The sequence below is a fragment of the Streptomyces daqingensis genome (assembly GCF_014645895.1).
In the GTDB taxonomy this organism is placed as follows: domain Bacteria; phylum Actinomycetota; class Actinomycetes; order Streptomycetales; family Streptomycetaceae; genus Streptomyces; species Streptomyces daqingensis.
Map to the genome: position 1 here is coordinate 170,481 of NZ_BMMP01000005.1, position 12,909 is coordinate 183,389.

The window sequence follows — 12,909 nt, forward strand, 5'->3', positions numbered from 1 at the left end:
GTGGCTGAACCGGACGTCTCCATACCGGCGTTCCTCCCCTTCTACGCGCACCTGGCTCCCAGAAGCGCGGTCGAGGACGCGCTGCGCGACCTCGCCGCACCGGTCACCGCGCCCGAACGCCTCGAAGAGGTGCTGGACCAGGTGTGGAGCGGAATGCTCACCGCCGTCGAGGGGCAGTCCTTCCGGGCACTGATCGGGGAGTTCCACGCCTTTCGGGAGTACCACGGACTCCCCATGGACGCCGAGGGCGACGAGGCGCTGCGGAAGTTCCGCGCCCACCTGGGCACCGACGGCAACTGCCGCGAGCTGATCGGCAGATACCCGGTGCTCCGGCAGCGGCTCGCCACGATCCGGCGGAACCTGCTCGACGCGTACACGGACCTCTTCGCGGCCTACACCGCGGACCGTGCGGAGCTGAAGGCCGCCGGGCTGCTCCCGGCGGGGGACTCCGAAGCGCTGATCGAGAAGATCTTCCTCACCGGCTCCGACCCGCACAACGACAACCGCCAGGTGATCCAGCTCCGGCTGACGGGCGGGACACGGCTGGTCTTCAAGCCGCGCGCCCTGGTCTCCGACCGCTTCGTGAAGGACCTCTACGACGCGGCGGACCCTTACCTCAAGCACTCGCTGCGCGACTGCATACCGCTCTCCGTCTCCACGGGCACGCACGGGTGGCAGCAGTACGTCGCCTCCGCACCGATGGACTCGCCGGACCAGCCGGCGCGCTACTTCTACCGGTTCGGCGCCCTCTGCGCGGTCTTCGGCACCCTCGGCGCCTCGGACATGCACGACGAGAACCTGCTGGCGTGCGGCGAGACCCCGAGCGTCATCGACACCGAGACGATGCTCCGTGCCGATGCCGGCGTCGACAACGACTCCCTTCCGCACGTGCTCGTGAACCACATGAAGCTCTCGGTGGTCTCCACGATGCTCGTCCCCGTGGTGAACCCGACGTCGCCCATCGACGTCGTCATGGCGGGCGTGGGAGTCGCCGGCGACCAGAAGTCGAAGCTGAAGCGCGCGGCGGTCCGCGACGGAACCACGGACAGGATCTCCGTCACCTGGGAACCCGTCACGTACAAGCACCACGGGAACGTGCCCCGCCTCGGGGACGAACGGCTGTCGGCCCCCGACTACTTCAGCGACATCCTCGCCGGGTACTCCGACGGCCTCGCCTTCGTGCGCGACGGCGGGATCTCGAAGGTCGTCGACGCCTATCCCGGCATGCCGGTCCGCAGCCTGATGCGCTCGACCATGGTCTACGGCCGGTTCCTGGACGCCTCCACGCACCCCGACTACCTGCGCGACCCCGCCGAGGCGGCACGGCTGTTCGGGCTGCTCGCCCGCATGCCGGACTACCTCTCGCCCGAGGCGGCCGACTACGTGGCGGAGGAGGAACGCGCGTCGCTGTCGACGGGGAACGTCCCGTACTTCATGACGCGGGCGGACTCGAAGGAGCTGTCCACGCTCAAGACCGCCTATCCGGGGGTGTACAAGGCCTCTCCGCTCGACATGGCGCACCGCGGGATCGCCATGAACTCCGAACGCAGCGACCTCTACCACCATTTCCTGCTGGAGGAGTGTTTCAGCGAGGTCGTCGGCGAGGAGCGGCCGGAAGGACTCTCCTCGGAGAGCCTGTTCGGGAGACCGGTCCTCGACAGCGCACGCCCCGGCGCCTGGTGGCCCGAGATCGCGCGCCGGATCGACGAAATCGGCGTGCGCTTCGAAGGGCCGGAAGGAACCGAAACCGGCTGGGTCTGCGGCATTGGCCCGGAGCGGAACGTCTCGACCATCACGCCCGGCAACTTCGTCTCGTTCCATGACTCCGGCGGGATAGTCACCTTTCTCGAGAGGGCGTCGCGCCACGACAGCGCACTGCGTTCCGTCCACGCCGGAGCCGACCGGGGTCTGAGAAGTCTGCTCGCGAAGTACGGCGACCTGCTGATGCAGACACCGGAATCCGTCTTCACCGGCGCCGCCTCGATGCTGCTGACGAGACCCGCGGACGTCGACCGTGAATGGTTGGCGAAGGTTTTCGAGAGAATCGAAGAGCGGGCGATCTCGAACGAACTCGAAAAAGACCTGGCGAATGGCCCGGCCGGTCTGCTGATGGTTCTGCTGTCACGCGCCGGGGAAAGCGGAGCGAGCGGAGAAAGCGTTCTCTGCGACGAGAAACAGCTCGGGAAGCTGCGCGATCTCACCCTCGAGCACCTCTCGGCGGACAGAACGGCGAAGTGGTTCGACGTCGCGCACGGCGAACTGGGGCTGCGCTGGGCTTGTTCGCGTATGGGAAAAATGCTCGAGGATCCGGCCCTGGTGGAACAGTCGGCCGACTGGCTCGTCGCACGGTCCTCCTCGGACGAACAGACCCCCTACGCGGGCTGGTGCAACGGCGCCGCGGGTCAGCTCCTGACCTCGGCGGAGATCCTCGGCGCCGCAGGCCGCACAGACTGGCTCACGGGTGCGCGACTGCAAAGCCTGGTCGACAAGGCGACGGCCCTTCCGGAGGACAGGGCGTTCGACCTCTCCGTCTGCCACGGCAGCAGCGGCGTCGTCCAGTCGCTCGTCGCCGCCGGACGCCTTCTCGGAGAGGAATCCCTCTTTACCAGAGCCCATGAGTATCAGGAACTCGTTCTTGACAGAATCCGGAGGACCGGATTTTATACAGGTGCTGGAGGCCGGACATCCCTGTTGGGATACATGTTCGGGTGGTCCGGTATCGGTGACACCGACGTCATTCTCCAGTCTGCCGGAAAGAGTCCTGGAAAAGGCGTCGGCGATTGTCACCTTCCGGTCGCGCTTTCCAGTGGTGTTCTCGACCGACGGACAGCAGCAGGAGGTTCACAATGAAGAAGAGCCGCGGCACTTGGGGTGTCGTCGTCGCTATCGGCGGCGCCATCGCGATCACGAGCGCGTACAGCGGAAACACCGTGCTCGCCGGAGTGGTCGGAGTGCTGACCGTCGTCGTCGCAGTGGCCACGTTCATGAAATTCGACCGCAAGCAGTCCTGAAGAATCGGGACCAGGGGAGCGCATCGCGCACACCTCGATGCGGAAAAGCCCGTAGAAAGGAATTCCCGGGGTGCGGCTCTCGATACTCCTCCCCTTCGGTCCTGTCCGTCCGGAGCAGGTCGTCCCTTTTGCGAACCTGGTGCACTGGACGTGTGCGCACAGGTTGTGGCAGGGCCACGGAATGCTCCTGGACAGTCATCATCTGATCAATTGGCTCGCCGGAATCGGCATCAGGGTCCCTTCCGGGTTCGGTGTCTCCCTGATGCCGCTCCGCTCTCCGTACCAGGCCGCGCTGGAAGCGCGTTCCGTGGCTCTCAACACGGGGCATTCCGTCGTGGCCGGGTTCGGCCCCGGGGGAGTCGCGGCCCAGCGCAGCTTCATGGGCAAGCCGTACGCCAGCCCGCTCGCGGCGAGCCGCGAGTACGTCAGCACGGTGCGGGGCCTGCTGTCCGGCGAGGTCACGGAGGTCCACGGGGACCACTACTCGTCCGTCTCGCGCCTGGTGGAGTTCAAGCCGGCGCCCGTCTCCGTCGGCCTGGGCGTCCTGCGGGAGAAGATGGCCGCCCTGGCCGGTGAGATCGCCGACGTGGCCATCACCTGGCTCGGCTCCGCGCACTACCTCCACGAGACGCTGATGCCGGCGATGGAGGAGGGTGCGCGGGAGCGCCGGTCCGGCGACCCGGCCAAGGTGACGGCCATCGTGCCCGTCGCCCTCTCCGGTCCCGACCGCAAGGTCGCCGATCTGGCCGCCGCGGCCTGCGGGCAGCACATCCAGGCGCCGCACTACAAGGACGCCCTGCGCAAGGCCGGTGTCGATATCTCCGGAGACGGAAGCCCCGGGGACGCCGTGAAGCTCGTCGACGGCGGGGTCTTCCTGTACGGCACGGCCGAGGAGATCCACAAGCGGCTGGACGAGTACCGGAAGATCGGCGTCGACGAGGTCGTCCTGAACGCCACCGGCGTCGGCAACATCGCGGGCCCCCGCGCGGCCGCCACCGACCTCCTGGAGATCCTCGACGCGGCGTCCTGACGCCGGCGCCGCCAGGAGCCCTACCCCGCTCCACCCCGCCGCCCCGGTCAGCAACCCCCCTGCTGGCCGGGGCTTTCCTCTCGCCGCGTGCGCGGGCCGCGGCAGGACGCGGCTGGAGAAGGACATCCCGCGCGCCGCGCGCACGTACCTCCAAAACCGGAAACGCCGCGCTCTACGCATGTAGAACGCGGCGTTCGCGCGCGCCCCCGGCAGGACTCGAACCTGCGGCCAAGCGCTTAGAAGGCGCCTGCTCTATCCACTGAGCTACGGGGGCCGGTCTCGGTCGCGGAGTGCGGGCGTGCCTCCGGGTGACCGTGGCGAGGTCAAGGATAGGGGGCCCCGTGGCTGGCGCTGTTTGCTTCACGTCCGCGACACCATGTGGAGGTTCGGTGAAGCGCTCCCGATAATCGCAGGCCGGTGCGATTCGTGCAGCGGTTTTCGCCGTGTGCCGTACGGGTGTTGCGCAGTCGTTATGGGTGCGTCGGCAGTGGTGGCGACGAGTGGCGGGTCACATGGGGCGAATGGCCCATTCGCATCCGAAACCGATTGTTTTCCCTGCGCAGTGCCGTGGATAGGCTTCAAAAAGGCAGCAAATTTGGGCATTCTGCGCATGTGGCGATCTTGAACGTACGGCCAGAACTGATCGATGCACTTACCGCGCTGCGCGAAGGCGTCGCCGCTGCACGCTTTCCGCTGCCCCTTCCGGGCGCCGAGCGCGCCCGGCGTTCGCGCGACGAACTGCTCGCCCAGCTCGACGACTACCTCATGCCGCGGCTGCGCGTTCCGGACGCGCCGCTGCTCGCCGTGGTCGGGGGTTCGACGGGAGCGGGCAAGTCGACACTCGTCAACTCGCTCGTGGGGCGCAGAGTCAGCGAGGCGGGGGTGCTTCGTCCGACGACGCGTACGCCTGTGCTCGTGTGCCATCCCGACGACCGCGAGTGGTTTGCCGGACGGCGCATCCTGCCGCGGCTGGAGCGGGTGTGGGTTCCCCGCCAGGACGCCGCCCAGGGCCAGTTCGGCTCCGGCGCACGCGGGGACACGGCCGGCGACGAGCTCCTCGGCGCCGAGGAGACGGACACCGAGGACGACGGCAGCCGCCCTCTGCGGATCGAGACCGACTCCGCGCTGCCCGCCGGTCTGGCCCTGCTCGACGCACCCGACATCGACTCCCTGGTCGCCCGCAACCGCGACCTCGCCGCGGAACTCCTGTGCGCCGCGGACATCTGGGTACTCGTCACGACCGCCGCGCGCTACGCGGACGCAGTGCCGTGGAACCTGCTGCGCACCGCCAAGGAGTACGACGTCACGCTCGTCACCGTCCTCGACAGGGTGCCGCACCAGATCGCCCCGGACGTGGCGAGGCAGTACGGCGCCCTGATGATCCGTGAAGGGCTGGCCGACGTGCCGCGCTTCACCGTCCCCGAACTGCCGGAGTCCGCCGGGGGATCGGGGCTGCTGCCCGCAACAGCCGTCGCGGGCCTGCGCAATTGGCTCGCGCAGCGGGCCTTGGATCCCGCGGCGCGGGCGGTGGCAGGCCGCCGTACCGCCGTCGGGGCCCTCGCGTCGCTCCGCCCGCGCGTCGCCTCGCTCGCCAACGCCTCGGCCGCACAGCACGCCGCGGCGACGCGGCTGACGGGCCACGTCGAGGACGCCTTCGAGGAGGCCCGCGTACGCGTACGGCGGCACATCGCCGTCGGCGAACTCCTCGCGGGCGACGCCGACGCGCTGTGGCGCGGCTTCCCCGTCGACAGCCGGGGCGAGGAGGTGCTGGACGCCTTCGAGGAGGGGCTGACCACGCTGCTCGCCTCCGCCGTCGCCGCAGCCGACGAGCGCATCGCGGAGTCCTGGCGCCGCGAACCGGCCGTGCCCGGCGGGGAGTCGGCGGACGCGACCGGGGAGCGGCGCGGCCGCGGCCTGCCGGAAGGTGTCCGCGGATCCGACGGGCGGGGGCGCATGAACCTGCTCGTGCGCCGCTGGCGGCGGTGCATGGAGGAGCTCGCCGACGAGGAGGCGCGCGCGGTCGACCACGGCTTCGGCCGGGACGCCGAGGAGGCGGCGGCGCTGCTTGCGACGGCACTCGTGGGCGGTGGCCACGCGGCGGGCGCCTACCGGTCGCTGGCGGCGGCGTTCGGCGAGGTGAGCGCGCGGAAGCTGAGGGAGTGCGGAGTGCGGCTGCTCGCGACGTACGTGGAGAGAGCGCTGTACGGGGAGCGGGACCGCCGCCTGGCCCCGCTGGAGGCCCTGGAGACGGCGCCCGGCCCGCAGGTCGACCTGATCGCGGCGCTGTCGGTGCTGCGCAAGGCGGAGTCGGCGGCTCTCCCGGGGCCGGGAGCCCGGAAGTTGACGGAGTCGCAGTCCCAGACGGAGAGGTGACGGCAGTGTCCACAACGGATGTTCGTATCGACGGCTCGTCCGACGAGAAGCAGGCCGCGCCGGACGCCGCCGCGGGCAGCGGCGGTCCTCCTGCCGTGAGCGGCGGGAACCGGGAGCGGCAGGCAGCCGCGACGGAAGGCGGTGCCGCCGCCGAGCAGGGCGAAGGGACCGCCGCTGACGGCGAAGCGGGAGCGTGGGACGACGGGCTGATCGCGAGGCGCGCGCACGCCGCGTCGGCGCCGGGCGAGCGCCCTGCCTGGTCGAGGGCCGCCGCGCTGTGGGGCACGGACCCCGACCCGGAACCGCCGGACTCCGGAGGTCCCGGCGTCGCGGCGGCGCCCGGAAGGCAGATGCCCGGCTGGTCGTCCGACGAGGCGTCCCCCGTACAGCCGTACGAGGACTTCGACGGCCACGAGGAGTACGCGCAGCGTGCGCACGGGGCCGGCCCGCGCGGCGCGGAGACCTCGCTGTCCCAGCGGCTCGCCGCGCTGAGCAGGCTCCTCGACCTTTCCCGCTCCCGGATCCCCTCGGGCGTCCTCGCGGAGGCCCAGCGCGTCCTGGACGCCGCGGGCGCCCGCAAGCAGCTCCCGAGCGCCTACACGACCGTGGCGATCGCCGGAGCGACGGGCAGCGGCAAGTCGTCCCTCTTCAACGCCCTTGCGGGGACGCGGCTTTCGCAGGCAGGCATGCGCCGCCCCACCACCGCCACGCCCGTCGCCTGCTCGTGGGAGGTGCCGGGCGCGGGTCCGGCCGACGGGCTCCTCGACCGGCTCGCGATCCCGCAGTCGACGCGCAGGCTCATGCGTCCCGAGTCGGACTGGCGGGGACGCATCGACGACTCGGCCCGCCACGAACTGGAGGGGCTCGTCCTCATCGACCTCCCGGACCACGACTCCGCCGCGGACGGCCACCGCGCACAGGTGGACCGGCTGCTGCGGCTCGTGGACGCGGTGGTGTGGGTCGTCGACCCCGAGAAGTACGCCGACGCCGTGCTCCACGAGCGGTATCTGCGTCCGCTGGCCGGGTACGCCGAGGTGACCTTCATCGTGCTCAACCAGACCGACCGCCTCCCCGGCGAGGCGAAGGACGCCGTGCTCAACGATCTGCGGCGGCTGCTCGACGAGGACGGCATGGCGCTGGGCGATCACGGAGAGCCCGGCGCGCGGGTGCTGGCCACCTCCGCGCTCGGGGGTGAGGGCGTGGACGAACTCCGCACGGACCTCGCGCAGTTCGTCGCCCTGCGCCGTGCTGCGGGGTTGCGGCTCAACGCCGACCTGGACGGCGTCGTGGGCCGGCTGCGCGCGGTGTACGTGCCTCCCGGCCACGTCCCGGCGGCGGCCTCGGCGGACGCGCTGTCCGGCCTGACGGAGGAGGTCCGCGACGACTTCGCCGACAGGCTGGCCCGCGCGGCGGGCGCCGTCTCCGCGGGGCAGGCAGCCGAGCGCGCCTGGCTGCGGCTGGCCGACCGCGCGTGCGGGACGCCGTGGGCCCGCCTCCAGCACTGGTACGACGACCGTCGTTCCGCGAAGGAGGAGCCCGCCGCCGCGGAACTCGGCGACGCGGAAGCCGCCTCGGCCGAGGCCGAGGCGTACGCCTTCTCCGAGGAGGGCGGGCAGGCCGGTGCGGGCGAAGGAGGCGCCGGAGGCGAGCTGCCCGACGTGCCGGCCGCCTCCGCTGCGGCACGTCCGGCCGGCGACAGGCTGCCCAGAGTGTCGCGGCCGGCTGTCGCCCACGCCGTTCGCACAGTGGTCGAGCAGGCGGGCGCCGGGCTGCCCGAGGCGTGGCACCGCTCCGTACGGGACGCGGCCTGGCGCGGCGCAGCGGGGCTGCCGGAGGCCCTGGACAGGGCGCTGCGGGAGGACGACGCCCCCGAGGGCGCCGCGGACGGCGCGGAAAGGGACGGGCAGTCCGACGGCGGGACCACGCGCGGCGGACGTACCCGGGCGGCGGCGCCGCGGCGTCCGGCATGGTGGGCGCTGGCCTTCACGGGGCAGCTGGTGCTGCTGCTCCTCCAGCTCGTCGGTGCCGGATGGGTGGCCGCGACAGCGCTGGGTGCGGGTGTCGGCGAGGAGTGGATGGGGGTCGCCCTGCTGCTCGGGGGCGTTCTCGGCGGTTCGCTGCTCTCGTGGGGCTGCCGCTTCGCGGCGCGCGGGCCCGCGGCGGTGTACGGGCAGCGCGAGGAGTGGCGGCTGCGCCGCCTCGTGGCGTCGTGCGGGCAGGTCAGGGTGCTGGAGCCGGTGGCCGCGGAGCTGCTGCGCTACCGGGAGGTGCGCGAGCAGTACGTGATCGTGTCGGGCGAGGCGGGACAGCTGTAACCGTCTGCCCCGAGGGGGCCGGAGCGCGTCGAATCGCGCTCCGGCCCCCTCAGGTGTGAGCTGGTTGTCCACAGGTGTTCGGTTATCCCCAGCTCTGAGCGGGATTCCTGAAACGGAGGCATTCTGAGGGCCGTGAGCGGCGCGGGGTGGTGCTGCCGGGGTGTCAGGGGGTGCGTATGAACGAGTCGCAGGTGACTGTCGTGGGCAACGTCGCGACGGCGGTCGAGTTCCGGAGGTCGGCCGCGGGCCTGCCGACAGCGCGGTTCCGCCTGGCCAGTACGGTGCGGCGCTACGACCAGAGGTCGGGAGGCTGGGCGGACGCGTTCACGAACTTCTACACCGTCTGGGCCTGGAGATCGCTGGCCGCCAACCTCGCTTCGTCGGTGACGGTGGGGGAGCCGCTCGTCGTGACGGGGCACTTGCGGATCCGTCAGGCGGAACGGGACGGACGGCAGTTCGCCTCTGCGGATCTGACGGCCACGGCGGTGGGCCACGATCTCTCCCGGGGTACGTCGGCGTTCGTCCGTACTCCCTCGCGGACCGGCCCGCGTGCTGATCCGGGCCGCAACGCGCAGGCGCCCGGCGGGACTTCCGAGGCCGTGACCGGCGGCGACGTGGAGGCTGTCATTCCGCGTCAGGGTGCCGCGCCGTGATCGTCCCGGTCCGCCGGATTCGCTGATAACGATTGTGGATCAGAACGCTTGCTCGACCCGTTCGAGGGGAAGCGGGTCGCGCCCGCTCCTTACGATCCTCCGCATGGCTGACGGGGGTTCAGTGCTGTGCGGCGAGACAAGACCGTCCCGACCACCGGTCACCGAGTGACCGCCGATGTCGTGTCCGTCTCGCCCGGAGGGGAAATCCATGAGCTTTGTCCGCACCGCTGTGACTGTCGTGGGCGGATGCGCGACCGCACGGAGGCGGCGGCTGCTGGCCGCGGCGCTGTTCGTGCCGGCACTGCTGGCGGGCGGTCTGACGGCCGCCGCCACCCCCGCGGCCGCAGAGCAGGCGGCACCCGGGGAGCAGCCCACCTGGCAGGGCGGTGCCCTGGCCACGCTGGAAGGGCTGGAGACGCACGATGAGGCGGTCGTCCGCGAGGACGGCGAGGAACTGACCACGAGCGCCGGCCTGTTCGAGATGGCCGTCGACGGCGGCGGGACCCTGCAGACGTACGGCACGGACGTCGACAGTGCCACGCAGGACCAGGCGCGGTACGGCGAGACCGACTGGGACCAGACCTCGCTGCACGGCAACCGGAACGCGGGGAAGATCCTCTGGATACTCCGGCACTCGTACCCGCAGGTCAACGATCTGCAGGCACTGGCGAAATCGTCAGGGGCGGGCAAGCTCACCCCTGAGACGGCGGCCGCGGGCACCCAGGTGGCCATCTGGAGGTACTCGGACGCCGGGGGAGACGTCGAGGTCGAGGCGGTCGACCGCGCCGCGGAGAAGCTCGCCGACCACCTGCACCGCCAGGCCCGCACGCTGGCCGAGCCCAGGGCCTCGATCTCCCTCGACTCCGCCGGGGTCGCCGAGAAGGCGGAGGGCCGGTTCGGTCCGCTGAAGGTGCGTACCGGCGCACCGAGCGCGGCGATCGCCCCGGCTTCCCGCTCCGCGCTCCGCGACGTACGGGTCGTGGGAGACGGCGGCAGGAACGCGGCCTCCGTCCGGGACGGCGGGCGGCTGTACCTCGACGTGCCGTCGAAGCGCCGGACGGGGACGGCCTCGCTGACCGTGCAGGCCGCAACGAAGGTCCCGGTCGGCCGGGCCTTCGCAGCAGTGGGAGGACAGGCCGGCAGTCAGACGCAGATACTCGCGGGCTCCAGCCGGTCCACGGTCTCGGCGGCGGCCGACGTCAGCTGGGACGAGCATGGCGTGATACCCGGCGTCGGCGCGGTGAAGGACTGCCGGGAGGGCGGCGTGCGCCTCACCGTGGTCAACTCCGGTGACCGGCCGTTCCGCTTCCGTGCCGCGGGCGAGACCCACGCCGTACCGGCGAAGCGCAACAAGAAGATCACGGTGCCCGTGGGCGAGGACCAGGCGTACCGCATCCCCGTCAGCGCGCCGGGCGTGCGGAAGGCATTCACCGGCGTACTGGACTGCGTCACCAGGAGCGAGGCCGCCAGGCCCGACATGAGCGGGATGACGACGCAGTCCCAGCCGGCCACCGTCGGCGGGAGCGATTCGGGCGGCTCCGCTCAGGAGGGCGGGGACCTGGCGGAGACGGGTGCGAGCAACACCCCGGTCCTCGTCGGCGTCGCGGTGGGACTCGTCGTCGTGGGTGCCGTCGCGGTCCTCGCGGTGCGCCGCCGCGGGCCGGAAGAGGACGGAGAGCCGGAGGAAGCCGAGCAGCACACTTCGTAGCGAGCAGTTCACACCGCGACGTGAAGGGCCGCGACCGCCCCGTTTCGGGCTGAGCGGTGACGTGCGGCAAGATGGGTGCTGTCTGCCCATGCGGCGCGGCCGCACTTCGACACCTACTGATTGCCGGACGGTTCCTCTTGGCTGAGTACATCTACACCCTTCGCAAGGCGCGCAAGGCGCATGGCGACAAGGTGATCCTCGACGACGTCACCTTGAGCTTCCTGCCGGGCGCGAAGATCGGTGTCGTGGGACCGAACGGCGCCGGTAAGTCCACGGTGCTGCGCATCATGGCCGGGCTCGACCAGCCCTCCAACGGAGACGCCCAGCTCTCCCCGGGCTACAGCGTCGGCATCCTGCTGCAGGAGCCGCCGCTGGACGAGTCGAAGACGGTCCTGGAGAACGTCGAGGCCGGCGTCGCGGAGACCAAGGGCAAGCTGGACCGGTTCAACGAGATCGCCGAGCAGATGGCGACCGAGTACACCGACGAGCTGATGGAGGAGATGGGTAAGCTGCAGGAGCAGCTGGACCACTCCAACGCCTGGGACCTGGAGTCGCAGCTCGAGCAGGCCATGGACGCGCTGGGCTGCCCGCCCGGGGACTGGCCGGTCACGAACCTGTCCGGCGGTGAGAAGCGCCGCGTCGCCCTCTGCAAGCTCCTGCTGGAGCAGCCCGACCTGCTCCTCCTCGACGAGCCGACCAACCACCTGGACGCCGAGTCCGTCCAGTGGCTGGAGCAGCACCTGGCGCAGTACCCCGGCACCGTCGTCGCGATCACTCACGACAGGTACTTCCTGGACAACGTCGCCGGCTGGATCATGGAGCTGGACCGCGGCCGTGCCATCGGCTACGAGGGCAACTACTCCACGTACCTGGAGAAGAAGCAGTCGCGTCTGAAGGTCGAGGGCCAGAAGGACGCCAAGCGCCAGAAGCGGCTCAAGGACGAGCTGGACTGGGTGCGCTCCAACGCCAAGGGCCGTCAGGCCAAGTCCCGGGCGCGGCTGACGCGTTACGAGGAGATGGCAGCCGAGGCGGAGAAGACCCGGAAGCTGGACTTCGAGGAGATCCAGATCCCGCCGGGCCCGCGACTGGGCAACATCGTCGTGGAGGTGGAGAACCTCAGCAAGGCGTTCGGCGACAAGGTCCTCATCGACGACCTCTCCTTCACCCTGCCGCGCAACGGCATCGTCGGCGTGATCGGCCCCAACGGCGCGGGCAAGACCACGCTGTTCAAGATGATCCAGGGGATCGAGGAGCCCGACGCGGGCAGCATCAAGGTCGGCGACACGGTCAAGATCTCCTACGTCGACCAGAGCCGCGAGAACATCGACTCCAAGAAGACCCTGTGGGCCGTGGTCTCCGACGAACTCGACTACATCAACGTCGGCCAGGTCGAGATGCCCTCCCGGGCCTACGTGTCCGCGTTCGGTTTCAAGGGGCCGGACCAGCAGAAGCCGGCCGGTGTGCTCTCCGGCGGTGAGCGCAACAGGCTCAACCTGGCACTCACCCTGAAGCAGGGCGGCAACCTGCTGCTGCTCGACGAACCGACCAACGACCTCGACGTCGAGACGCTCTCGTCGTTGGAGAACGCGCTGCTGGACTTCCCGGGCTGCGCCGTGGTCGTCTCCCACGACCGCTGGTTCCTCGACCGCGTGGCCACGCACATCCTGGCCTACGAGGGCGAGTCCAAGTGGTTCTGGTTCGAGGGGAACTTCGAGTCGTACGAGAAGAACAAGATCGAGAGGCTGGGTCCGGACGCGGCTCGTCCGCACCGCGCGACCTACAAGAAGCTCACCAGGGGCTGAGGCAGGCGGTCTGACAC

General features: G+C 70.7%; 8 protein-coding genes and 1 tRNA gene. 8 read left to right on the forward strand and 1 reads right to left on the reverse strand.

The genetic code is table 11. The features are described 5' to 3' along the window. From lanM to IEY56_RS09440, 3 genes are all read left to right on the forward strand, one after another. Positions 1-2,850, forward strand: coding sequence for a type 2 lanthipeptide synthetase LanM (gene lanM, locus IEY56_RS09430; protein ID WP_189036679.1), 2,850 nt, complete (start codon positions 1-3; stop codon positions 2,848-2,850). Next, positions 2,847-3,011: a hypothetical protein gene (locus IEY56_RS09435; protein WP_189036680.1), complete on the forward strand. Its 165-nt coding sequence runs from the start codon at positions 2,847-2,849 to the stop codon at positions 3,009-3,011. The genes lanM and IEY56_RS09435 overlap by 4 nt, the downstream gene beginning before the upstream one ends. A gap of 70 nt (positions 3,012-3,081) precedes the next feature. After that, positions 3,082-4,041, forward strand: coding sequence for an LLM class flavin-dependent oxidoreductase (locus IEY56_RS09440; protein ID WP_189036681.1), 960 nt, complete (start codon positions 3,082-3,084; stop codon positions 4,039-4,041). Between the two features lie 201 nt (positions 4,042-4,242). On the opposite strand, the gene IEY56_RS09445 is transcribed toward IEY56_RS09440, so the two are convergent. Continuing rightward, positions 4,243-4,315, reverse strand: a tRNA-Arg gene (locus IEY56_RS09445). Positions 4,316-4,653: 338 nt separating this feature from the next. On the opposite strand from IEY56_RS09445, the gene IEY56_RS09450 reads away from it, so the two are divergent. The 5 genes from IEY56_RS09450 to ettA all read left to right on the forward strand — a co-directional run bounded on the left by IEY56_RS09450 (position 4,654) and on the right by ettA (position 12,892). Further along, on the forward strand, positions 4,654-6,414 hold the full coding sequence (locus tag IEY56_RS09450) for a dynamin family protein (RefSeq protein WP_189036682.1): 1,761 nt from the start codon (positions 4,654-4,656) through the stop codon (positions 6,412-6,414). A gap of 5 nt (positions 6,415-6,419) precedes the next feature. After that, the gene (locus IEY56_RS09455; protein WP_229711747.1) at positions 6,420-8,729 is read left to right on the forward strand and encodes a GTPase; all 2,310 of its coding nucleotides are present in this window, start codon (positions 6,420-6,422) and stop codon (positions 8,727-8,729) included. Positions 8,730-8,905: 176 nt separating this feature from the next. Continuing rightward, on the forward strand, positions 8,906-9,382 hold the full coding sequence (locus tag IEY56_RS09460) for a single-stranded DNA-binding protein (protein ID WP_189036683.1): 477 nt from the start codon (positions 8,906-8,908) through the stop codon (positions 9,380-9,382). A gap of 208 nt (positions 9,383-9,590) precedes the next feature. Next, on the forward strand, positions 9,591-11,090 hold the full coding sequence (locus tag IEY56_RS09465) for a thioester domain-containing protein (protein ID WP_189036684.1): 1,500 nt from the start codon (positions 9,591-9,593) through the stop codon (positions 11,088-11,090). Between the two features lie 137 nt (positions 11,091-11,227). Further along, the gene (ettA, locus tag IEY56_RS09470) at positions 11,228-12,892 is read left to right on the forward strand and encodes an energy-dependent translational throttle protein EttA (protein WP_189036685.1); all 1,665 of its coding nucleotides are present in this window, start codon (positions 11,228-11,230) and stop codon (positions 12,890-12,892) included. Positions 12,893-12,909: the final 17 nt, after the last annotated feature.

Excerpts from the sequence above, each read along its gene's own strand:
- IEY56_RS09435 (WP_189036680.1), top strand. The coding sequence starts at position 2,847 with ATGAAGAAGAGCCGCGGCACTTGGGGTGTCGTCGTCGCTATCGGCGGC.
- IEY56_RS09460 (WP_189036683.1), top strand. The coding sequence starts at position 8,906 with ATGAACGAGTCGCAGGTGACTGTCGTGGGCAACGTCGCGACGGCGGTC.
- IEY56_RS09465 (WP_189036684.1), top strand. The coding sequence starts at position 9,591 with ATGAGCTTTGTCCGCACCGCTGTGACTGTCGTGGGCGGATGCGCGACC.